Raw genomic sequence first — 23263 nt, 5'->3', positions numbered from 1 at the left:
TTTCGCCTTAATGTGAAAATGAAACCCCTGTGAGAGTGATCTCACAGGGGTTTTTTATTTGCCCAAGTATGCGCGCAGGGGCTCAGGTGGGTTATCCAGCAAATCATCCGTGGCTGTTGGTGCATGAGCGAGCCCGTCTGCGACTAAAATGGTATTTTCACAGATGCGCCTTGCGTCTTCAGGATCATGGCTCACCATTAAAAGACCAGCGCCAAGCTTTTCACAGAGTTCTGCCACCAGATCGAGCATTTCAATTTTTAAGGCGGGGCCAAGCGCTGCAAATGGTTCATCAAGCAACAGCATTGGTTTGCGCTGAACCAACACTCTGGCGAGCGCGACGCGGCTTTGCTGACCACCTGAAAGTTCGGCTGGCTTACGCTCGTCCATGCCTAATAACCCAACCGACAAGAGTGCCTCTTGAACACGCGTCTTGTCTTTCGCGGACAGGCGCAAAGACGGCCGAACCCCCAACCCAACATTCTGCGCGACGCTCATATGGGGAAATAGATTATTGTCTTGAAACAAAACCGAGAATGGCCGCGCACTAGGAGCAGTGGACGTAATATCTGCACCGTCCCAAGACAGCTGCCCTGAGGCAGGTTTCAAAAACCCCGCAAGCGCCATGAGCAGTGTTGATTTACCAGCGCCAGACGGGCCAATCACCGCGGCGCGCGCAGCAGGGTCAACGCTGAACGAAGCGTGCAGCGCAAACGTGCCTTGACGCAACTCGATATTCTTTAACTCAAGCATTTTTGCGCCCCCACATGTCGCAGATCCAGAATAGACCAAATGACAACAGTGCCAACAAGAGCGCTGCGCCCGCTGCATCATCCATGCGATATGCGCCCATCAGTCGATATATTTGTAGCGGTAAAGTTGCGTCCTCTGTGCTTGCAAACAGTGCAATTACACCAAGATCCCCCATCGACAATGCCGCCGCCAAACCGATGGCAAACCCTAGCGGTGCGCATACACGTGGCAGGACGATAAGCCTAAGCATTGTTGATTGGGACATACCTAAAATCTGTGAAAGTTTCCCGTAGCTTTCGATTACGTCTTGGACAGCGGGGATTAAGACCCTCAAGGCAAAGGGCAATGCCATAACGGCGTTGACGCAAGCAGTGACAACCGTTCCCCAATCTTGCGGTGAGGCGATGGGAAAAATCATGATAAACAGTCCCGTGCCAATCACTAAAGGTGAAGCGGCAATCGCAAGTAATCCGATACTTTCGACCCATGCAAATCTTACAGCAGAAAGGGCAATAGATATGCTTAGCAAGAAAGCCAAGGCCGCCGATGTGAACGCAATTTTAAGAGAAATCCAGCTTGAACTCCAAACAGACAGCGGAAGATCTGGAAGAGCCGTGATGCCGCGAATGCCGACGGCACCCATCGGGACCAGTAAAAATAATGCTGCGCATAAGATTGCTATAAAGTCGCCCAGTTGCGCGACACGGGTCTGGCCATCCCACCGTAGGACAACGCGATCCAACCCTTTGCCAAAGCCCGCTTGTCCTTGGCTCGCCCATAGCGCAAATAATGCAGCGCTTCCTGCCATGACCAGCTGAACACTTGCCAACATCGCTGCTTTGCTTAGGTCGAAGTCAAATCGAAACGCCTGATAAATCGCAAGTTCTACGGTGGTGGCGCGCGGTCCCCCACCCAAGGTGAGCGAAACCGCAAAGCTTGAGAGACAGATCGCAAAGACGATGGCAAACGCTCCGGGCACAGTGCGTTTCAACATCGGATATTCTAAGTATCGCGCTACATCGCGGGAAGAGAACCCAAGCTGCGCAGCAAGGCGGAAGCGCTCGGCAGGAATGCTCGACCAGCCTTGCAAGATGATCCTTGTGGCAAGGGGAAGGTTGAAAAACACATGGGCGATGACCACACCATGAAATCCGTAGATCGGAATTGCGGGTAGGCCAAAAACCTCTAGCAGTTGTGATACCCAACCTGATCGCCCGAATACGGCAAGCAGTCCCATAACGGCAACGATCACCGGTAGTAGAAAGGGTGCGCCAAGCAAAGTAATTAATAAAGAGCGCCCTAAAAACTGCCGTCTGCTCAGTGCCTTGGCGACAGGAATCGCGAAAAGCACACTTAATGCTGCTGATAGCAATGCTTGTGAGACTGTAAACCTTACTGCCGCCCAATCGCTTGGCCCAAGCTGCCCTGCCTCAGGCGCATAACTTGCGACGACACTCAAAGTACCAAGGATAAGGGCAGCCACTAATGCCGCTGCCCCAAGCCCAACCCATGGGTTGATCAAAGGTTTTATTTGCTGAGCGCGGTAAGCCATTCAGCCAATGCTGCATCACGAATGTCTGGCGCATCTTCTGCTGGAACCAGCAACGATTTTGTTGGCGTCACAAGCGTCTCAAACCCGTCTGGTAAGCCGGCTTCTGGCGTGACTGCCGGATACATCCAGTTCGTGGTTGGAATGATCGTTTGGAACTCTTCGTTGACCATAAATGCGAGGAACTGATCTGCCAGTTCCGGCTGATCCGACGAAGTCAACTTGCCCGCGACTTCGACCTGCAAATAGTGCCCTTCGTCGAATGCTGCTGCGGCAAAACCTGCGTCCTCTTCAGCGATCAAGTGATAGGCAGGGGACGTGGTATAGGATAACGCCATGTCTGCTTCGCCCTCAAGAAACAGGCCATAAGCTTCGGACCAGCCCTTCGTCACAGTCACGATATTGTCTGACAGGCTGTCCCAAATCATCGGGGCTTCATCGCCATAGGCCGCTTTGACCCACATAAGCAAACCAAGACCGGGGGTCGATGAGCGAGGATCTTGAATAACGATCTTCAGGTCGCTTTCGCCCAATGCCTTCAAGCTTGTTGGCGCGTTGATGCCTGTTTTATGAACGAATGCGAAATATCCCCAATCGTAGGGTACAAACGTTTGATCATTCCATTCAATCGGTAGGCTATACTGTGCGCTCACGCTGTGCGGTGCAAACAGTTCCGTCGCGTTGGCCGCGGCAGTTAAGTTGGTATCCAGCCCAAGTACAACGTCTGCCTCCGTGCGCGGGCCCTCAAGCTTGATGCGCGCAAGCAAAGCAGCGCCATCGCCAGCACCGACGAATTTCAAATCACATCCGCACTCAGCCTCAAAAGCCTTTTCGACAGCAGGGCCGGGGCCCCAGTCGGATACAAAACTGTCGTAGGTGTAAACCACCAATTCAGGTGTTTCTGCTGCAGCCATACTTGCTGCAAAAACACCCGCGATACATCCAAGATACTTCATCGCATCCTCCAATAAATGTAGGCGGACGGTCGGATAGGGTTGGAGATAGTGTTTCCAGACCTTCCCTCCGCCGGTCCTAACCGGTTCAGGTTCTACGGGTCATGCGTACGCATATCTCAGCCAGATTGGCCCCCCGAGGTACTCCTTTGGTAGGATGCGTTAAAGGACTTGTCCAGCGAAATCCCTTGAGAGCCGCGCGCGGCCTATGTAACAGGGGCGCAAAGGAGCTATTCCATGAGCCTAAACACATTCGGTCATCTCTTCCGCGTCACCACCTGGGGTGAAAGCCACGGGCCTGCTTTGGGTGCGACTGTGGATGGCTGTCCACCGAATGTTGCGATTGATGAAGGCGCGATCCAGCACTGGCTCGACAAGCGTAAACCGGGGACCTCCAAATATACGACGCAGCGCCGTGAAGCAGATGCCGTTAAAATCCTCTCCGGCACGTTTGAGGGCAAAACAACCGGCACACCGGTTCAGTTGATGATCGAAAACACCGACCAGCGCTCGAAAGACTACGGCGATATTATTGAGAAATTTCGCCCGGGCCACGCTGACATCACATACTACCAGAAATACGGAAACCGTGACTATCGCGGTGGTGGCCGCTCCTCCGCGCGCGAAACGGCGGCACGTGTGGCTGCTGGCGGGTTAGCACGCGCAGCTCTTGCCAAACTTGCGCCGCAGGTCGAAATTACGGGTTACATGACGCGTATGGGCGCGCATGAAATTGATCGCGCTAATTTTGATTGGGATCAGATTGAACAAAATCCATTCTGGACACCAGATGCCAAAGCCGCTGAAACATGGGCAGACTACCTTGATGGTCTGCGAAAATCAGGAAGTTCTGTCGGCGCGATTATCGAAGTCACAGCGCGCGGGGTCCCCGCGGGACTTGGAGCGCCGATCTATGGTAAACTCGATACCGATCTGGCCGCGGCAATGATGAGCATCAACGCTGTAAAAGGTGTTGAAATCGGCGAAGGCATGTCAGCAGCAATGCTCACAGGTGAGCTAAACGCTGACGAAATCTCTATGGGCAATGATGGCCCGCGCTATAGCTCCAACCATTCGGGCGGCATTCTTGGGGGTATCTCAACAGGTCAGGACATTGTGATCCGCTTTGCCGTCAAGCCAACAAGTTCGATTCTTACAACGCGTCAAACAATCACAAAATCAGGCGAGAATACTGAAATCATTACCAAAGGACGACATGATCCCTGCGTCGGTATTCGCGCGGTTCCTGTTGGTGAGGCGATGATGGCTTGTGTCATTCTTGATCACCTACTTCTCCATCGCGGCCAAATCGGAGAGAACCAAGGTGTCATCGGAGCTTAACGAACTCTTCTTCTCTCTATAAATACCTCTGGAGAGCGGGAGAGGGCTGGCTCTCTCGCACCGGTCCATTTGCTTTAGCAATTGGAAAACTCATCCAGTGAGTAGCCCTGTAAGTATAGCAAGGCCGTTAGATCACCGAAATTCACCCGAACATCACACTCTGCAGCCACAGATGGTTTTGCATGCAACGCAACCCCCGTACCGGCGCGTTTTAACATGCCAAGATCATTGGCCCCGTCACCGACTGCTAGAACGTCGTGCTCTGACAGTCCCAAGCGCGCTGTGATTTCTTCCAAGGCATCGACCTTAGCCTGCTTTCCAAGGATGGGCATCCCGACCTCACCAGTCAAAAAACCATCTTTTTCAAGTAGTGTATTCGCACGATTCTCATCAAATCCGAGTTTCGCGGCAATTGCTCCTGTAAACGCCGTAAAGCCGCCAGAGACCAAAGCCGCATACGCGCCATGGGCTTTCATCGTGGCGAGCAGTTCAGCTCCGCCTGGCATCAATGTGATCCGCTTTTCGAGAACGTCCGCGATCACGCTTTCTGGCAAGCCCTTCAACAAACCCACACGCTCACGCAATGCACCGTCGAAATCCAGTTCACCATTCATTGCAGCGGCAGTAATTGCCGCAACACGTGCACCGACACCTGCTTCATCGGCAAGCTCATCTATGCATTCTTGTTGGATCATTGTGCTGTCCATATCGGCAAGCAGCATCTTTTTGCGCCGACCCGCACCTTGTTGAACGATCAGGTCAACGCCAAGACGCTGCAGATCGCTCCAAACGTCCCAGCGATTGTCTGGCATGCTGTCCATTGGAAATTCTGCGGCCGTCAAAGGCGATAGCCAGACGGCATCACCGCCACCCCAAGCATTTCGAAGCGAATCAACCAATTCCAGTGTCACTGAGTCTGCGCCCCGCGCCCCGATTAAAGTCGCAATCTGTGTCATGACCTGTCCAATCGCTTAAAGTTATGCCGTATTTATCTGATCAAGCGGCGCTATAGCCCCGTTTTTGTCGTTGCGCTACCCCGTGCTCCCGCATATCAGCGTCCGTGGGACACCCTTCCCCAACGAAGGGCATATATCTGTGAGGATACCAGCAATGGCTATTAAGCAACCGGCTACGCGGCCGGCAAACCCGCGTTTTTCGTCTGGCCCCTGTGCCAAACCCCCCACATTCACGCTCGACACGCTCGCGGACGCTGCTCTTGGCCGTTCGCACCGTGCTGCTGTTGGCAAAGATAAGCTTAAAGCGGCAATCGAAGAGACGCGCGAAATTCTTGGCGTGCCAGCGGATTACAAAATCGGCATTGTGCCTGCGTCCGATACAGGCGCTTACGAAATGGCGATGTGGAACCTGCTTGGTGAGCGCCATGTTGAGATGCTCGCATGGGAAAGCTTTGGTTCCGGCTGGGTCACAGATGCGGTCAAGCAACTCAAGCTGGATGCAACTGTTAAGACTGCGGAGTACGGTGAAATTGTTGATTTCGAGACTGTCGATTTCAACAATGACGTTTGTTTCACATGGAATGGTACGACCTCTGGTGTTCGTCTCGCCAATGGCGATGTGATCCCAAGCGATCGTTCTGGTCTTACACTTTGTGATGCGACCTCCGCCGCCTTTGCTATGGACCTTCCTTGGGACAAGCTTGATGTGACGACGTTCTCTTGGCAAAAAGTGCTCGGCGGCGAAGCGGCACATGGCATGATTATCCTGAGCCCCCGTGCTGTTGAGCGTCTTGAGAGTTACACGCCCGCTTGGCCACTGCCCAAGATTTTCCGCCTTACCAAAGGCGGTAAATTGATCGATGGCATCTTCTCTGGTGCGACGATCAACACACCTTCCATGCTCGCTGTTGAGGATTACTTGCAAGCGCTCAAATGGGCCCGCTCTGTAGGCGGTCTGCAAGGCTTGATAGCGCGTGCTGATGCGAATACGGCAGCAATCACTGATTTCGTCACTGCGCATGATTGGATTGATTTTCTAGCGGTCGATCCTGCGACACGTTCCAATACATCGGTCTGTCTCAAGTTTACGGATGGGCGGATTGCGGATGGTGCAGCGTTTGCCAAAGCCATTGCGAAGCGCTTAGAGGCTGAAAATGTCGCCCTCGACATTGGTGGATACCGTGATGCCCCTGCGGGTTTGCGCATCTGGTGCGGCGGGACCGTTGAGACGTCTGACATCGAAGCAATGCTTCCATGGCTCTCATACGCGTTCGAAGCCGAAATCATAGCAGCCTAACATTCCGAATTTCTAGAAAATTCGCTACATCTATTCGAAAGGACCAATCCGATGGCTCCCAAAGTACTCGTTTCTGACAAACTCAGCGAAACAGCTGTTCAAATCTTCCGTGATGCAGGCATCGACGTGGATTTCCAACCAGACCTTGGCAAAGACAAAGATAAGTTGGCTGAAGTCATTGGTCAGTATGACGGCCTCGCCATCCGCTCGGCAACAAAAGTCACCGAAAAGATCCTTAATGCGGCCACTAATCTAAAGGTCATCGCCCGCGCGGGCATTGGTACCGACAACATCGATAAAGTCGCGGCCTCCAAGAAAGGTGTGATTGTCATGAACACACCTTTCGGCAACATGATCACGACGGCAGAACACGCGATTGCGATGATGTTCTCCGTTGCGCGCCAAATTCCGGAGGCCAGCGCATCCACCCATGCGGGCAAATGGGAAAAGTCCAAGTTTATGGGGGTCGAACTTACGGGTAAAACGCTTGGCGTGATTGGTGCGGGCAACATCGGTGGCATCGTATGCGATCGTGCGCGCGGCCTGAAAATGAAAGTTGTGGCCTACGATCCCTTCCTTGGCGAAGAAAAAGCCAAAAAGATGGGCGTCGAGAAAGTCGAGCTGGACGAGCTTCTAAAGCGCGCTGATTTCATCACGCTGCACGTGCCGTTTACAGAAGCTACGGCTAATATCTTGAGCCGAGAAAACCTTGAGAAGACAAAAAAGGGCGTTCGCATCATCAATTGTGCCCGCGGTGGTTTGGTTGATGAAGAGGCGCTGGCAGATATGCTGAAATCCGGCCATGTGGCGGGTGCTGCCTTTGACGTGTTTGCTCAAGAGCCGGCGACGGAAAATCCGCTGTTTAACTTGCCTAACGTGGTGTGCACCCCTCACCTCGGCGCGGCAACCAGCGAAGCGCAAGAAAACGTAGCGTTGCAAGTTGCAGAGCAGATGTCGAACTACCTCAACACAGGCGCGGTTGAAAACGCATTGAACATGCCATCTGTAACGGCTGAGGAAGCGAAAATCATGGGGCCATGGGTTTCGCTTGCGGGTCATCTTGGTTCCTTCATCGGACAAATGACCGATGAGCCGATCAAAGCGATCAACATTCTGTATGACGGCAGTGTCGCACAGATGAACCTTGAAGCCCTGAATTGCGCGTCAATCGCGGGCATCATGAAGCGCGTAAACCCGGATGTGAACATGGTTTCTGCGCCGGTTATCGCGGCTGAGCGTGGCATTCAGATCAGCACGACCAATCAAGAAAAATCCGGCACATTTGATGGTTATGTGAAAGTGACTGTTGTCACCGACAAGCGCGAGCGTTCTGTAGCAGGCACGGTCTTTAGTGACGGCAAGCCACGCTTTATTCAGATCAAAGGCATCAACATCGACGCAGAGATCGGTGCGCATATGCTCTATACCACGAATGAAGACGTTCCAGGCATCATTGGCCTCTTGGGCAACACGATGGGCAAAAACGGGGTCAACATCGCGAACTTTACGCTCGGTCGTTCGGATGTGGGGGGCGAAGCGATTGCGCTGCTTTACGTCGACAACCCTATTCCTGCCGATGTTCTGAAGACGCTCGATGGGACGGGCATGTTCCAGCAGGTCAAACCGCTGGAATTTGATGTTGCCTAAATTGGCATTCAACGAAAACAAAGGCCGCTCTTCTCAGGGCGGCCTTTCTGCTTTAGGCCTTAGCGCATGACACAGCCAATCTACGCCATCGGCGATATTCACGGCCAGTTAGAGATGCTGGAACAGGCTCTTTCGCTCATTGAAACAGATGGTGGAAAAGACGCTCAGATCGTCTTCTTGGGCGATTACGTAGACCGTGGTGCAGATTCGAACGCTGTTATCGAACGTCTTGTTCAAGGCAAAGCTGCGGGCAGGCCATGGCGTTTCCTGAAAGGTAACCATGACCGGATGTTTGAGTGGTTCATGGAACCTGTCCCGCGCCATGATCCTTTTCTGCTCGTCGGCTATCATTGGCTGCATGAGCGCCTTGGTGGTACAACGACACTGGCGTCTTATGGGGTCGAGGCGGGTGCATCACGCAGATTATTCAACGTTCACGCTGACGCACAAAAAGCGGTACCGCACCATCATCTTCGTTTCTTGCAAGACTGTGAAATTTCGATTTTTCACGGGCCGCTTTTCTTTGCGCATGCGGGCGTTCGTCCTGGTGTCGCTTTAAGCGATCAAACCGAAGATGATTTGGTTTGGATCAGAAACGAATTCTCAAACGACACGCGCGATCATGGTGCTTTGATTGTACACGGTCATACACGCGTCGCCGCGCCGCTACATGCGGGCAATCATGTGAATTTGGACACAGGCGCAGGCTATGGAAAACCCCTGACAACGGCTGTTTTTGAGGGCACAACAGTCCATACTCTGTCAGACAAAGGCCGCCAAAAACTTACGCCCTAATCTTCCTCTTTCAGCAAATATCCTGGGGAGTTCGAGGGGCTAGCCCCTCGTCGGCGGGATCGGTATTGCCGATCCGATAGCTTTAACCACCCACGTCAATAATGGCCTTCGCCAACACCTGAACAGAGCGTGCATTAAGCCCTGCGATATTCATCCGGCTGTCACCAATCATATAGATGCCATGCTCGACACGCAGGCGCTCTACCATGTCCGGCGGCGTCCCTACTCGTGAGAACATTCCTCGGTGTTGCGCCAAAAATCCATAACGGTCAGAGCCACTCAAGCGCTGCAATTCTCCGGCAAGCTGTTCACGCAAGCCAAGCATGCCAAGACGCACCTCTTCCAATTCTGAAGCCCAATCAGCCCGCAAGTCAGGGTCCTGTAAAACCATTGTCACCAAACGCGCGCCATGATCTGGCGGGAATGAGAAATTCTGACGGTTCAAAAATGCCAAAGTATCTTGGTTCAACCCGCGGCTTGATGGTTCTGAAGAAACCGCCATCAACAATCCTGTCCGCTCTCGGTAGATGCCAAAATTCTTTGAACAACTTGCCGCGATTAAACATTCTGGAACTGATGCGGCAACCAAACGCGCCGCAGCAGCGTCTTCTTCAAGGCCATCACCAAAACCTTGATAAGCAATGTCGATCATCGGGATCGCACCGCGCGCGTTGAGCACATCCACAACAAGTTGCCATTGAGATAAGTTCAGGTTTGCGCCCGTGGGATTGTGACAGCAACCATGTAGCAAGACGACATCGCCAGCTTTTAAACCTTTGAGGTCTTCCAGCATACCTTCAAAATCAACGCCTCGGGTCTCAGGGTCGAAATAGCGGTAAGGCACATGTTCGATTCCAAGATAATTGAGGATTGATGTGTGGTTCGGCCACGTAGGGTTAGAGACGAAAACACGCGCTCCCGGATTGGCCATTTTCACCAATTCAAACCCTTGACGACAGGCACCTGTGCCACCGGGTGTTGCAGCTGCCGCAACAGTTGAGCGATCAACTGCATCTGAGAGTACAAGATCTATCATCACATCAGAAAAGGCAGGGTCCCCCGCAAGGCTCACATAGGACTTGGTACTTTCCAACTCCCAAAGCTGCTTCTCGGCTGTTTTTACAGCGCGCATGACGGGCGTCAGGCCTTCGGCGTTCTTGTAAACGCCCACTCCAAGATCAATTTTATCAGTACGTGGATCTTCGCGGAACAATTTACCAAGGGCCAAGATCTTGTCAGCGGGTTGCGGCTTTAGGTTGCCAAGCATTTAGGCGTCTCCAGTTTCAATCGGCATTGTGGGCACTGCGCCCCATTCATTCCAAGACCCGTCATACACAGCGTGATCGGACTTACCAATCCGTTCAAGTGCGAGTGCGAGAATACAAGCAGTCACTCCCGAGCCACATGAGGTGATGACAGGTTTTTCCAAATCAACCCCAGCCGCTTCAAACACAGCTTTCAGTTCAGCTGGGTCTTTCATTGTGTTGTCATTGTTGAGCAAGGTTTTGAAAAACACGTTGCGCGACCCTGGAATATGACCAACCCGCATACCTTCGCGTGGTTCAGGCTCTGTCCCAGCAAAGCGCGCAGGTGAGCGTGCGTCGACAATTTGCGGCGCGCCCAGTTTGGCAGCCGCTGCGACCTGCGTGGCATCTCTTACCATCTGGTTTTGGAAACGCACCATCATATGGCGGTCGCGAATGACAGGGGGCATATCTTCGGTTTCGCGGCCTTCAGCGAGCCATTTGGCCAAACCACCATCAAGGACCGCAACATCCATTTGCCCCATCAAACGGAATAGCCACCACACACGCGGTGCGGAAAAGATGCCGGACCCATCATAAACCACCACCTGATGCCCGTCGCCTACGCCCATCGCGCGCATGCGCGACATGAACTTTTCTGGCGTCGGCGCCATGTGATCCAACTTAGATCGTGCATCACTGATTTCGTCGATGTCAAAGAAACGCGCGCCGGGAATATGCTCTGCGTCGTATTCGGCGCGGGCGTCACGACCCTCTGATGGCATGTACCAGGATGCGTCAATGATGCGTAAATCGGGGTCACGCATGTGCGCAGCAAGCCATTCGGTGGAAACCAAAGTCTTCGGATCGTCAGATGCCATGTGAATTGCCCTCTTTTGCTTGCAAACTTGCATACTTGCGAGGGCGCGCAGTGGCAAGTGTTAGAGGTCGTAGGTGTAGGCACCGCGAGCCCGCGATGCCTGCTATCTCATCTTAGCGTGCGAATTACTTCGCCATCATGTTTTTAACAACACCGACTACCGCAAGCACGGCACCGCCGCCGATACCACCGCCAGCAACCTGTGTTAGGATGGATGCGATATCCAAACCACCAGCGCCGCCGCCTGCGCCGAGCATGCCTAGCACTTGACCGCCAATGCCACCGCCAACAATACCGGAGATCGAGTTGATGAGCGTACCTTGGTTGAGGTTCTTGAGAACGCCACCAGCAACGTTACCAGCTACCGCGCCTGAAAGCAGACCAATCAAAAGTTCCATAGTAATTCCTTCCCGTTGGGCCAATTATCTATGCAGCGCCGTTTTGGCCCAATCCGTGCGCGCAGGTATTTATACGCGCGCTTTGAAAGTGCCGTCACGGGGAAAGATGTGTAACTATTCCCAAAATGCCTATGTCTTAATCAGAATGACGCAGCAGGCGTTGTTTCTGGCGCCCCCAATCGCGTTTTGCATCGCTCGCACGCTTGTCGTGATTCTGCTTCCCTTTGGCGATGCCGATCTTCAGTTTCACAAAACCTTTGTGGTTGAAGTACAAAACCAGCGGGACCAGCGTCATGCCTTTGCGCTGCGTGTCTGACCACATGCGCGCCAGTTCTTTTTTGGACGCCAGCAATTTGCGACGCCGCCGCTCTTCATGGCCCCATGTTTTGGCGGCTTCATAGGGCGCGATATAGCTATTAACGAGCCAAAGCTCGCCATCTTTTACTTCCGCATAGCTTTCCGCAACATTGGCAGAGTTCACACGCAGCGATTTCACTTCGGAGCCTTGCAGAATGATCCCGCATTCAATGTCGTCTTGAATCGCATAATCATACCGTGCACGCCGGTTTTCGGCGATCACCTTGTAGTTCGGGTTGTCCTTTGGCTTGGCCATGATCTGCGTATCTTTCTGAAGTCTGAAAGGCCTACATAGGCGCTAACGTGGCGCGCTCCAAGACCATTTGAGAAATGTCGCTGGACTTGACCTGTCCTTGTCCGCAGACTTGAGCAATATCACTATTGCTCCGAAAGATTTAAAATGACTGATTTCCTGCTGCTTGCTTTCATATTTTTGTGCGCTGGCGTTGTTTCCGTGCCCATCGCTTCGAGGCTCGGGCTTGGGTCCGTGCTTGGCTATCTTATCGCAGGAATCATCATTAGCCCGATTTTGGCGCTGCTGCATGTAGACGTTATCGCGATCCAGCATTTTGCGGAGTTCGGTGTTGTGATGATGCTTTTTCTTGTCGGATTGGAGCTAGAGCCGAAAATGCTCTGGGCGATGCGCGCAAAGTTGTTGGGGCTTGGTGGTGGGCAGGTGGGAATAACCACGCTGGTTGTCATGGCGCTGTGCATGGCGTTTGGGCAACCTTGGACGATTGCCTTGGCGATTGGTTTGGTCATGGCGTTGTCATCAACCGCGATTGTTTTGCAGACGCTGAACGAAAAAGGCTTGATGAAATCCGATGGCGGCCAGTCAAGTTTTTCTGTCCTGCTGACCCAAGACATTGCGGTTATCCCGATGCTTGCCTTGCTGCCGCTTTTGGCGATGCCAGAACTGATGGATGTCGCGAGTGACGCTGTTGCGCACGGCGCTGATGCAGCACATGGCAGTGATGACCATGCTGGCGACGGCGATCATGGGTCTGGGATGAGCCTTGTTGATGGGTTGAATGGTTGGCAAACCATGTTGGTGACTGTCGGTTCGGTTATCGCAGTGATCCTTGGGGGTAGTTTTCTGACATCCCCCATCTTTCGCTTTATTTCCGGCGCTGGGTTGCGGGAACTTTTCGTCGCTGGCGCGTTGCTTATCGTCATTGGTATCGCGTTGCTCATGTCCCTCGTTGGTCTGTCCCCCGCGCTTGGCACATTTATCGCGGGTGTGGTGCTGGCCAATTCGGCGTATCGACACGAATTGGAAAGCGATATTGATCCATTCCGTGGCCTCTTGCTTGGGTTGTTCTTCATGAGCGTTGGCGCTGGTATTAACTTTGCACTGCTTTTTGAAAATCTTGGGGCCATTGTCGGCATGACCTTTGGCTTGATAGCTGTGAAAGCGCTTGTGCTGCTCGGGCTTGCGAGGATTTTCAAGATTGAAGGGGCTGACAAGTGGCTCTTTGCGCTGGGCCTCGCGCAAGCGGGTGAGTTTGGATTTGTGCTTTTGTCCTTCACGGTTGCTGGCAATATTATTCCGACATCGACCGCCGACATACTCTTGCTCGTTGTCGCGCTTTCGATGCTGCTAACGCCTGCGTTGTTCATCATTTACGACCGTTTAATCGCGCCGCGGTTCAGTGATGAAGAGTCTCGCGAAGCTGATGATATCGATGCAGACTCCAATATCATCATCGCAGGTCACGGTCGCGTAGGTGGCATGGTTGCGCGCGTGCTTCGTGCGGCAGGTCATACGCCGACGGTCATCGACTATTCCTCCAAGCAACTCGATATGCTCGAAAAATTCGGAGTTAAGGCGTTTTTTGGTGACGCTAGCCGCCCTGATCTTTTGCATGCTGCTGGCATCCATGAGGCAAAGCTGATCGTGATTGCGATCGACAACAAAGAACAGATCACTGAAATGGTGCACTACATCCATACCAATCACCCGAACGTCCATATTATGGCCCGCGCGTTGGATCGTAACCACGTTTACGAGCTCTATGCTGCTGGTTGCCGTGATATCATTCGCGAAACCTATGATAGTTCTTTGCGCATGGCGCGCTCTGCGTTTGAAGCGCTTGGTGTTCCAAGCGATAAAGCCGTTGATATGGTATCAGTGTTTGATCAATCGGATCGAGAAGGTATGGTCGAAGTGGCTGATACTTATGACGTAAATATTCCAGCTTTTGAGAACGAAGCGTTCATGGCAAAAGTGCGAGAAGTTGCACCGCGCCGCGAAGCCGAAGTCAGAGAGCAAATGACAAAAATCCTACAGCGCAACTCTAAGGGTGAGGAACAGCTATGAAAGACGACAACTTTTTGCGCGAAAATAACGCGCGTCACATGTGGCATCCGATGGGTCATCAGGGCAATTCAGACGCCAATATGCCCGCGATTATCGCCAAGGCCGAAGGTGTGGTGATTGAAGATCTTGATGGCCACAAAACTGTCGATGCTGTTGGCGGTCTATGGTGCGTAAATCTTGGCTATTCCAATAATGTCATCAAGGATGCCATTGCCAAGCAGCTTTATGATCTCCCTTACTACTCCGCCTTTGCCGGCACCTCTAATCCGCCGGCGATTGAAGCGTCTTATGCCGTGCGCGAGTTCTTTGAACCCGACGGCATGGTGCGTGCTTTCTTTACATCTGGCGGCTCTGACTCTGTCGAGACCTGCTTGCGTCTTTCGCGTCAGTATCATCGTCTTCGCGGAGAGCCGACGCGCACCAAGTTCATTTCGCTCAAAAAGGGTTATCACGGTACGCATTTTGGCGGTGCATCGGTGAACGGGAACAACCGTTTCCGCATTGGGTATGAACCTATGCTTCCCGGTTGTTTTCATCTGCCGAGCCCTTATCCCTATCGTAATCCGTTCAATGAAACTGATCCTGCGCAACTCGCGCAAAACATCGCAAATGCGTTTGAGGACGAGGTGCAGTTCCAAGGCGCGAACACGATCGCTGCGTTTATCATGGAGCCGATCCAAGGCGCAGGTGGCGTGATTGTCCCGCATGAGAGCTTTATGGGCCTGATGCGGGACGTCTGTGATCGTCATGGTATCTTGATGATCGCGGATGAGGTGATCACTGGCTTCGGGCGCACTGGTTCTTGGTCTGGCTCAAGCCATTACGGTGTGAAGCCTGACATGATGAGCACTGCCAAAGGCATCACTTCTGGCTACTTCCCTGTTGGTGCCGCGCTTTTCAATGAAAAGGTCGCGGATGTGTTCGAGAACAGCGATCCTTCCGAGGGCGGTATTTATCACGGTTATACCTATTCTGCGCATCCTGTTGGCGCTGCTGCTGTTTCTGCGTGTCTCGCGGAAACTGTCCGCCTTGATCTGCGCGCCAATGCGGCCGCGCGGGGTACGCAACTGTTTGAGGGTCTACGAGCGCTCGCAGCCAAGCACGATATTATTGGTGATGTGCGCGGCGGTCAGGGCCTCATGACAGGGATGGAATTTGTGTCCGACAAAGCCGCCAAGACCCCGATGGATCCCGCAACTGTCAAGCGCATTCAACAGGCGACCTACGAGGCTGGCGCGATGGTGCGCATGGGTCCACCCAATATCCTGATGTCGCCGCCTTTGACGATTTCAGAGGATGAAGTGAACGTCATTTTGAACGCTTTGGACACTGGCCTTAGCGCGGCGTGATCAAATTTCTGTAGGGGCTCCACCGCGCAAACGGTGGGGTCCAAAGACCGCAGCAGCGCACAGGATAAGGCCTGATACAGCCGCAATCATCCCCGCGGCGCTGACCGCATTATCCGCACCAAGCCAAAGTGGCCCATAGCCTGCAAACACATACCCAAGAACTGCCGACAATGTCGCGAACACCACGCTCCACGCCACTTGAACGCCCAAAGCGTTGGTCATCAAGCGCGCTGCTGCTGGGGGGCAAATGAACATTGCGATTACAATAATCGAACCGACTGCATCAAATGCCGCCACAGCGGCCAGCGCTGCAACGATCACCAGTGCAAATCCAAGCGCACCTGTCCGAATGCCCATGCTTTGCGCGAACCCTTCATCGAATGTGGAGAGCTTTAAAGGACGCCAAAAGACCCAGGTGAACAAACCCACGGCTATAAGAACAATCAATAATCGCGGCAGTTCCACAGGCAGATAAGCCAGTGCCTCGCTATCCAAGAGAGAGCCCCAACCCGTCGCATCAAGCCAGATCAAACTTTCTAAGTTGCCAAATAGTGCGTGTTCCACATCAAGGTGAACAGTGCTTGTGTCCGATTGCTCCAGCAACAAAACGCCCCCTGCGAACATCGCTGTAAACGTCACGCCCATCGCGGCACCCGGTTCAATCTTGCCCAAACGGCGGATCGCTTCGATCATCAAGACCGCGACAACTGCAGCGCCCGCAGCGCCAAGCATCATAGGAACTGCAGCGACAACGCCAGTGATCAGAAAGGCGACAACAATGCCGGGCAAAACTACATGGCTTATTGCATCCCCGATCAGGGCCTGTCGTCTCAGCAACAGAAAATTGCCGGGCAAAGCGCAGGCGATTGCTGCCAGAATACCGATCAGCATTGGGGTCAAAGACAGCGCAACAAACTCTTCGCCAATCATGAATGCACCGCCTTTGGCGCGCCTATGAGGCGATCTAACTCATGGATCTGATCAACCGTCAGTACGCTCTCTATCTCTGTCAGCCCGTCATAAAAGGTCGCCGCCAGTGCGAACTCTTCACGCGACCTTGCCATTTGCCAACGTGTTTCATCGCGCAGTGCTTTTGCGGCGCGGGCTTTTCCGTCTTGTGTTGCCACTCCGTCAGCGCGCGCAAGGCCAGAGCGCTGAAGCAGGCGCAATGTTAGCCTTTCATAGATGGGTTGACCTTGGGCCAGGGCGAGCAAACCCTGACGAATGTGCACACGCCGTTGAAAGGAAAGATGCTTAAGAACCGCCGCCAGAACGCCACGGGCAGGGGCGAACAGTAGCGATAAAGCAAACATTGCAAACAGTACTAAGACGATCACTGGACCGGTAGGCAAAGCAGGTGCAATGGCTGAGACAGCGGCACCAGTGTAACCAGCAACGCCACCCACAATGCCCGCAACCCATAGAACACCAGTCACCCGTTCGCTCCAAAAGCGCGCGGTTACGGCGGGTATGATGAGCAGGGCAACGATTAAGATAAGACCAACGATTTTGAGCCCGACGACCGTAATGGCCATAACCAGACCCATCATGATCAGATCAAGGCGCGCAACATTCAAACCGCTCGACGCAGCAAATTCAGGGTCAAACGCAACAGCGCTTAGGGGTCGGCGAAATGCAATGACAGCCAAAAGAACCGAAGCGCCACCAACGGCAATAATGACCGCATCTGAATAAAGCATACCAGCAGTCGAGCCGAGCAAGAATCCCTCCAAACCAGCTTGGCGACCCTCAGACATTGTTTGAATGAACGTTAAAAACACAATGCCGATGCCGAAGAAAACAGACAGGACAGCCCCAATCGCGGCGTCCTCTGCCAGACGGGTGCGGCGCGTCAGAAATCCAATACACAGCAGACCCAGCCAAGCGGATGCAGCAGAGCCAAGCATCAAGCCGATCAGGCTGCGACCATCGCCCCCAAGCGCCACCATGATGATGAAAGCAATGCCGACACCGGGCAAAGTCGCATGGGATATCGCGTCACTGACGAGTGCACGTTTACGAAGAAACAGGAACGTACCGGTGACGCCTGAAGCAATCCCTAGAAGCATTGCACCAAGAGTCACAAGCGTGGCGTTGTAGCCAAGCTGAAGGGTCAGCGCATGCCAAAGCATGTGTTACGCACCAAGCGCAGTCTGGCCAAGTTGACCAGTCGCAAGGCGCCCACCGTAAGCCTCTTGCAGGGTTTGTGGGGTAAAGGCGTCCTGAATACTGCCTTCCGCAATGCGTGTCGTGTTGATCAAAAAGACACGATCGAAATAGTCGCTCACGGTGCTGAGATCATGGTGCACAGCGACAACTGTTTTGCCGCTACCTTGCAACGTTTGAAGCACATCGATAATCGCTTTTTCGGTCGCGGCATCAACGCCTGCGAAAGGTTCATCCAAAAGATAGAGATCAGCATTCTGCGCTAAAGCACGCGCGAGAAACACTCGTTGTTGTTGGCCACCGGACAGCTGGCCAATTTGTCGGGTTGCAAAATCTTGCATACCGACACGCTCCAGACATTCCATTGCTTTTGCTTTGTGTGCGCCGCGCATGCGACCCAACAAGCCCAACTCACGGTAAAGTCCCATTAGGACCACATCAATCACGCGTGTTGGGAAGTCCCAGTCGACACTTGCGCGTTGGGGCACATATGCGATGCGCTCACGCGAGGCGGCAACGGGCTGTCCAAACACATGCGCTGTACCTGCGAGCGGTTTGATGACGCCGAGCGCTGCTTTCAACAAGGTTGATTTACCAGCGCCGTTTGGCCCAATAATTGCGCTCATGGACCCCACTGGCACTGTCATATCAACAGAAAATACCGCAGGTTTTTGCCCGTAGCTAACTGTCATGCCACGGATCGCTAAAGCTGCATCACGGGCTGTTTCAGCCATATGTGTGCCATTAGAGGTCGCCAGTTCAACCGCTGTCATATCCTAGCTTCCCGCTGCCAATTTACCGTTCATGCCGCGCTCTGGGACGGTGCCGCCAAGGGCGCGAGCAATGGTCGTAATATTATGATCAATCATGCCGATATACGTCGCTTCATATGTACCATCAGCACCCATCGCATCGGAGAAGAGTTCGCCCCCGATTGTCACCGTGTGGTCTTGCGCTGCTGCGCCTTCGATCAAGGCGCGAATGTTGCGGTCAGAAACAGAGCTTTCTACAAATGCAGCGCCGATCTTGCGCTCTACCAACATATCAACAAGGGTCGAAATCCGGTTCAAACCCGCTTCACTTTCAGTCGAAATACCTTGGATGCCAATGACCTCATAGCCGAAGGCACGTCCAAAATAGCCAAACGCATCATGTGCTGTGAGTAAGACACGCGCTTGCTTGGGCACGGTGCTGAGTGCCGTTTCGCCGTAAGTTTGCAAAGCGTTCAACTCTTCCTCGAAAGAAGCTAAATTCTGTGTGAATGCGTCTGCTGCGTCAGTCTTTGCTGCGCTCAAAACACGCGTAATTTCGCGTGCAACATGGGTCCACAAGTTAGGTACCATCCACACATGAGGATCAAAACGACCCTCGTAATCAGCATGTGAAATCAAAACACCGCTTGGCATGGCTGCAGCGACGGGAACGGAAGTGCGACGACGATCGAGCTTAATCAAAAACTCTTCCATCTGCGCTTCGAGATATAGGCCATGCCAAAGCACTAAATCGGCGCGCGTCATCGCTGTAATGTCTGTCCGCGTCTGGCGATAGGCATGCGGGTCAACACCCGGCCCCATTAAGGCTTGCACCTCAACATGTGCGCCACCGATCCTGCGTGCTGTGTCTGCGATCATTCCTGTTGTGGCGACAATTTTCAAAGTGTCAGCTGCCAAAGCAAAGCGTGGGGCAATGGATGCTGCCGCGACGGTGCTCATAAAATGACGACGATTGAGACGCATGAATCCTCCTCTGCTATTTTGAATATGAGAGTCATTCGCAAGAAGTCAATGATGTTGCGACTTATTCGCAATAAAGAATGAAATATTCTGATCATTTGGTCAAAAAAGTGAACTCAGACGCGGCCTGTGCTTGCTTACTGTGCAAACTCGTGGGACAGAATAACAACCGCCCCCTCCTTTGGAGTGCATGACAATGACGACCCAAACCGCCCCATCTACAACTCATTTGCCGCAAACGGTTGAGCCACGAAATCCTGGAATGGAGCTTGATCTAAGCTGGGTGCGCTCGGTTCAGGCGAATACGTCTGCAATTGAGCGACGCGCGAAAACTTTGCCCGGGAGGCGCAGTGTCAAGAAAGAGTACCAAGCGGCATGGCTCTTGCGCGCCATTGAGTGCATCGACCTGACGACCTTGTCTGGCGATGACACGTCCGAGCGGGTGCGTCGTCTCTGTGCCAAGGCGCGAATGCCTTTGCGCAATGACATCGCTGATGCGCTTGGTATGAGCGGTATCCAAACAGGTGCGATCTGCGTGTATCACGATATGATTGAAACGGCTGTCGATGCTCTGAAAGGATCAGGCATTCCTGTTGCGGCTGTTTCTACGGGTTTTCCTGCTGGTCTATCGCCGTTCCATTTGCGCGTTGCAGAGATTGAAGAAAGCGTGAAGGCAGGCGCTGCAGAGATTGATATCGTTATTTCCCGCCGCCATGTTTTGTCCGGCGATTGGCAAGCCCTTTATGAAGAGATGCGCGCGTTTCGCATGGCCTGTGGGGATGCGCATGTGAAGGCAATCTTGGCGACGGGAGAGCTGGGCACGCTGCGTAATGTCGCGCGTGCGTCGTTGATTTGCATGATGGCTGGTGCTGATTTTATTAAAACGTCGACTGGCAAAGAAAGCGTGAATGCGACATTGCCGGTATCCTTGGTGATGATCCGCGCGATCCGCGACTATCATGAGCGCACCGGCTTTCGTGTCGGTTACAAACCAGCGGGTGGTATTTCCAAAGCGAAAGATGCGCTGGTGTATCTCGCTTTGATGAAAGACGAGCTTGGCGATCGTTGGCTGCAACCTGATCTTTTCCGCTTTGGCGCGTCCTCGCTTTTGAATGACATCGAACGCCAGCTAGAACATCACGTCACAGGCGCATATTCCGCCGGCTACCGCCACGCACTGGCGTAAGGAGACCCCTCATGAGCATTTCCGAACGCCTAGACAAAATGGACTACGGCCCCGCCCCTGAAAGCAGCGCTGAGGCGCTAGAATGGATTGAAAGCCGCGGTGGTATTGCTGGGCATTTCATAGATGGCAAATTCGGCATCCTTCGCGATGATCTGGAGCTGCGCAACCCAGCGACAGGCGCGCGGCTTGCAGGCCTGACCAAGGGCACCGCTGATGAGGTCGCAAGCGCCGTGAAAGCCGCGCGCCGAGCGCAAAGCAAATGGGCCAAGGATGCACCTGCCCGAGCGCGCGCGCTTTATGCGATTGCGCGTTTGATGCAAAAACACGCGCGCTTGCTTGCGGTATTGGAAACGCTCGACAACGGTAAACCCATTCGCGAAAGCCGTGACATTGATGTCCCTCTGGCGATCCGTCATTTCTACTATCACGCTGGCATGGCACAGTTGATGGACGATGAAATGCCTGATCGCGAAGCGCTAGGCGTTTGCGGGCAGATTGTGCCTTGGAATTTCCCTTTGCTGATGCTCGCTTGGAAAATCGCGCCAGCACTTGCGATGGGCAACACTGTTGTTCTGAAACCTGCTGAATATACGACGCTAAGCGCGATGGTATTTGCCGAGATTTGCGTCGAAGCAGGTGTGCCTGCGGGTGTTGTGAATATCGTCACGGGTGATGGGGAAACAGGTCAGCACATCGTTGATGCAGACGTCGATAAAATCGCCTTCACAGGGTCCACCGCCGTGGGTCGCCGCATTCGCGAGGCGACCGCTGGCTCTGGCAAGGCGCTGACTTTAGAGCTGGGTGGTAAATCGCCCTACATCGTCTTTGACGACGCTGACCTTGATAGCGCCGTTGAAGGGCTGGTTGATGCGATCTGGTTTAATCAGGGCCAAGTCTGTTGTGCTGGGTCTCGCCTGCTGGTGCAGGAAAGCGTGTCGGATCGGTTCTATGCCAAGCTAAAGCGCCGGATGGATGGGCTTCGCATTGGCGATCCGCTAGATAAATGCATTGATGTTGGTGCTATCGTTGATCCTGTGCAATTGGCGCAGATCACCAAGATGGTGAATGACAACACAGAGGGCGAAACCTATCATGCCGCTTGCAACATGCCAGAGCGTGGCTGTTTCTATCCCCCTACTTTGATCACTGGCCTTTCGCCATCTGCGACCCTGATGCAGGAAGAAATTTTCGGCCCTGTCCTTTGTGCCACCACGTTCCGCACCCCTGCGGAAGCGGTACAGCTAGCCAACAATACGCGTTATGGCCTCGCGGCGACGGTATGGACAGAGAACGTCAATCTCGCGCTCGATATCGCGCCAAAACTTGTAGCGGGCGTCGTGTGGGTGAATGCGACAAACCTTTTTGACGCGGCAGCACCTTTTGGTGGTGCCCGTGAAAGCGGGTTTGGGCGCGAAGGCGGTCTAGAAGGGCTGATGGCATATACGAAGCCAAAGGCAGCGACTAAAGCCTTGGAGCAGATTGAAGCATTTACCGGAAATGATGCTGGGTCTGATCCAATCGATCGCACCGCCAAGCTTTATATTGGTGGTAAACAGGCGCGCCCTGATGGGGGATATTCCAAAGCGGTTTATTCTAAGAAGGGCAAGAAGCTGGGCGATGTATCGCTCGCCAATCGCAAAGATATTCGTAACGCTGTTGAGGCCGCGCAAGCCGCGAGCGCATGGGGCAAAACAACGGGTCATTTGCGCGCGCAAATCCTATACTACTTGGCAGAGAACCTTTCTGCTCGTGCCTCTGAATTCGGCAAGCGCATTGATTTGATGACGGGCAAGACTGGCGGCAAAGCAGAGGTTGAAGCGTCGTTGAACGCGCTGTTCACCTATGCTGCATGGGCTGACAAATGGGACGGTGCCGCGCGCGGCGTTCCTATAAAAGGTATCGCGCTGGCAATGAAAGAACCTGTTGGCGTGATTGGCGCGCTTTGCGCTGATGATTTGCCTTTGCTTGGTTTGATCAAGCCTATGGGTGCGAGCATGGCGATGGGCAATCGCTGTATATTGGCGGCGAGTGAGCCGTTTCCTTTGGCTGCAACGGATTTCATTCAGATCCTGGAAACTTCCGACGTGCCGTCTGGCGTCGTTAACATTCTCACCGGACGTCATACTGAGCTGGCACCGCACATGGCGGCGCACAACGATGTTGATGCCGTGTGGAGCCAGTCCTCCTCCAATGTGTCCGCTGTGATCGAGGCGAAATCCGTCGGCAATCTCAAACGCACTTGGGTGAACAACGGGCAAACGACGCAAATCAACACGCGCGATTATCTAAATGCTGCGACAGAGACAAAAACGGTCTGGGTTCCTTACGGGGAATAAAGGTGC

At 53.4% G+C, this 23263-nt stretch carries 20 protein-coding genes and 1 riboswitch; of the genes, 8 read left to right on the top strand and 12 right to left on the bottom strand.

All coding sequences use genetic code 11. The features are described 5' to 3' along the window. Positions 1 to 54: 54 nt before the first annotated feature. The 3 genes from ACTG3Z_RS14385 to thiB are packed head-to-tail and all read right to left on the bottom strand — an operon-like array spanning position 55 to position 3255. Positions 55 to 750: a thiamine ABC transporter ATP-binding protein gene (locus ACTG3Z_RS14385; protein ID WP_439143753.1), complete on the bottom strand. Its 696-nt coding sequence runs from the start codon at positions 748 to 750 to the stop codon at positions 55 to 57. Continuing rightward, positions 743 to 2302 carry a thiamine/thiamine pyrophosphate ABC transporter permease ThiP gene (locus ACTG3Z_RS14380; protein ID WP_439143752.1) on the bottom strand — a complete coding sequence of 520 codons (1560 nt, stop codon included), beginning with the start codon at positions 2300 to 2302 and terminating at the stop codon, positions 743 to 745. The genes ACTG3Z_RS14385 and ACTG3Z_RS14380 overlap by 8 nt, the downstream gene beginning before the upstream one ends. Further along, a complete protein-coding gene (gene thiB, locus ACTG3Z_RS14375) occupies positions 2278 to 3255 on the bottom strand; it encodes a thiamine ABC transporter substrate binding subunit (protein ID WP_439143751.1) in 978 nt (325 codons plus the stop codon). The genes ACTG3Z_RS14380 and thiB overlap by 25 nt, the downstream gene beginning before the upstream one ends. A 45-nt stretch (positions 3256 to 3300) precedes the next feature. Continuing rightward, a riboswitch (TPP riboswitch) is annotated at positions 3301 to 3401 on the bottom strand. An 88-nt stretch (positions 3402 to 3489) separates the two neighbouring features. On the opposite strand from thiB, the gene aroC reads away from it, so the two are divergent. Continuing rightward, a complete protein-coding gene (gene aroC, locus ACTG3Z_RS14370; RefSeq protein ID WP_439143750.1) occupies positions 3490 to 4593 on the top strand; it encodes a chorismate synthase in 1104 nt (367 codons plus the stop codon). Positions 4594 to 4667: 74 nt separating this feature from the next. On the opposite strand, the gene serB is transcribed toward aroC, so the two are convergent. Continuing rightward, positions 4668 to 5549, bottom strand: a complete 882-nt coding sequence (serB, locus tag ACTG3Z_RS14365) for a phosphoserine phosphatase SerB (protein WP_439143749.1) — start codon at positions 5547 to 5549, stop codon at positions 4668 to 4670. A gap of 154 nt (positions 5550 to 5703) precedes the next feature. Here serB and ACTG3Z_RS14360 point away from each other — a divergent pair, with 154 nt between their 5' ends. The 3 genes from ACTG3Z_RS14360 to ACTG3Z_RS14350 all read left to right on the top strand — a co-directional run bounded on the left by ACTG3Z_RS14360 (position 5704) and on the right by ACTG3Z_RS14350 (position 9288). Next, a complete protein-coding gene (locus tag ACTG3Z_RS14360) occupies positions 5704 to 6846 on the top strand; it encodes a phosphoserine transaminase (protein WP_439143748.1) in 1143 nt (380 codons plus the stop codon). 51 nt (positions 6847 to 6897) lie between these two features. After that, on the top strand, positions 6898 to 8493 hold the full coding sequence (serA, locus tag ACTG3Z_RS14355) for a phosphoglycerate dehydrogenase (protein WP_439143747.1): 1596 nt from the start codon (positions 6898 to 6900) through the stop codon (positions 8491 to 8493). A 66-nt stretch (positions 8494 to 8559) separates the two neighbouring features. Then, positions 8560 to 9288: a metallophosphoesterase gene (locus ACTG3Z_RS14350; protein ID WP_439143746.1), complete on the top strand. Its 729-nt coding sequence runs from the start codon at positions 8560 to 8562 to the stop codon at positions 9286 to 9288. 82 nt (positions 9289 to 9370) lie between these two features. On the opposite strand, the gene ACTG3Z_RS14345 is transcribed toward ACTG3Z_RS14350, so the two are convergent. The 4 genes from ACTG3Z_RS14345 to smpB all read right to left on the bottom strand — a co-directional run bounded on the left by ACTG3Z_RS14345 (position 9371) and on the right by smpB (position 12423). Beyond that, on the bottom strand, positions 9371 to 10555 hold the full coding sequence (locus tag ACTG3Z_RS14345; RefSeq protein WP_439143745.1) for an aromatic amino acid transaminase: 1185 nt from the start codon (positions 10553 to 10555) through the stop codon (positions 9371 to 9373). Beyond that, positions 10556 to 11413: a 3-mercaptopyruvate sulfurtransferase gene (gene sseA, locus ACTG3Z_RS14340; RefSeq protein WP_439143744.1), complete on the bottom strand. Its 858-nt coding sequence runs from the start codon at positions 11411 to 11413 to the stop codon at positions 10556 to 10558. It abuts the gene before it with no gap. A gap of 124 nt (positions 11414 to 11537) precedes the next feature. Further along, the gene (locus tag ACTG3Z_RS14335; protein WP_439143743.1) at positions 11538 to 11810 is read right to left on the bottom strand and encodes a hypothetical protein; all 273 of its coding nucleotides are present in this window, start codon (positions 11808 to 11810) and stop codon (positions 11538 to 11540) included. A 136-nt stretch (positions 11811 to 11946) separates the two neighbouring features. Continuing rightward, positions 11947 to 12423, bottom strand: a complete 477-nt coding sequence (smpB, locus tag ACTG3Z_RS14330) for an SsrA-binding protein SmpB (protein WP_439143742.1) — start codon at positions 12421 to 12423, stop codon at positions 11947 to 11949. A gap of 144 nt (positions 12424 to 12567) precedes the next feature. Here smpB and ACTG3Z_RS14325 point away from each other — a divergent pair, with 144 nt between their 5' ends. Together ACTG3Z_RS14325 and ACTG3Z_RS14320 are read left to right on the top strand one after the other, a co-directional pair. Next, positions 12568 to 14487, top strand: a complete 1920-nt coding sequence (locus tag ACTG3Z_RS14325) for a cation:proton antiporter domain-containing protein (RefSeq protein WP_439143741.1) — start codon at positions 12568 to 12570, stop codon at positions 14485 to 14487. Next, positions 14484 to 15836 (top strand): aminotransferase class III-fold pyridoxal phosphate-dependent enzyme, encoded by a 1353-nt coding sequence (locus ACTG3Z_RS14320; protein WP_439143740.1) that lies wholly within the window; start codon positions 14484 to 14486, stop codon positions 15834 to 15836. The genes ACTG3Z_RS14325 and ACTG3Z_RS14320 overlap by 4 nt, the downstream gene beginning before the upstream one ends. On the opposite strand, the gene ACTG3Z_RS14315 is transcribed toward ACTG3Z_RS14320, so the two are convergent. From ACTG3Z_RS14315 to ACTG3Z_RS14300, 4 genes are read right to left on the bottom strand one after another with little or no spacing between them, the layout of a single operon-like run. Continuing rightward, complete coding sequence (locus ACTG3Z_RS14315; protein ID WP_439143739.1) at positions 15837 to 16766, bottom strand: metal ABC transporter permease; 930 nt, start codon at positions 16764 to 16766, stop codon at positions 15837 to 15839. Further along, positions 16763 to 17968 (bottom strand): metal ABC transporter permease, encoded by a 1206-nt coding sequence (locus ACTG3Z_RS14310; protein ID WP_439143738.1) that lies wholly within the window; start codon positions 17966 to 17968, stop codon positions 16763 to 16765. Before ACTG3Z_RS14310 ends, ACTG3Z_RS14315 begins: the two co-directional genes overlap by 4 nt. A gap of 3 nt (positions 17969 to 17971) precedes the next feature. Continuing rightward, positions 17972 to 18775 carry a metal ABC transporter ATP-binding protein gene (locus ACTG3Z_RS14305; protein ID WP_439143737.1) on the bottom strand — a complete coding sequence of 268 codons (804 nt, stop codon included), beginning with the start codon at positions 18773 to 18775 and terminating at the stop codon, positions 17972 to 17974. A 3-nt stretch (positions 18776 to 18778) separates the two neighbouring features. Continuing rightward, entirely contained in the window at positions 18779 to 19738 is a 960-nt protein-coding gene (locus ACTG3Z_RS14300; RefSeq protein ID WP_439143736.1) for a metal ABC transporter solute-binding protein, Zn/Mn family, read from the bottom strand. Between the two features lie 193 nt (positions 19739 to 19931). On the opposite strand from ACTG3Z_RS14300, the gene deoC reads away from it, so the two are divergent. After that, a complete protein-coding gene (gene deoC / locus ACTG3Z_RS14295; RefSeq protein ID WP_439143735.1) occupies positions 19932 to 20921 on the top strand; it encodes a deoxyribose-phosphate aldolase in 990 nt (329 codons plus the stop codon). 11 nt (positions 20922 to 20932) lie between these two features. Then, positions 20933 to 23257 carry an aldehyde dehydrogenase family protein gene (locus tag ACTG3Z_RS14290; RefSeq protein WP_439143734.1) on the top strand — a complete coding sequence of 775 codons (2325 nt, stop codon included), beginning with the start codon at positions 20933 to 20935 and terminating at the stop codon, positions 23255 to 23257. Positions 23258 to 23263 lie beyond the last annotated feature (6 nt).

Origin of the sequence: Planktotalea sp. (genome assembly GCF_965659345.1) — a bacterium.
GTDB lineage: Bacteria > Pseudomonadota > Alphaproteobacteria > Rhodobacterales > Rhodobacteraceae > Planktotalea.
The sequence above is the reverse complement of the archived record's forward strand: the minus strand, read 5'-3'. Positions and strand labels throughout refer to the sequence as shown.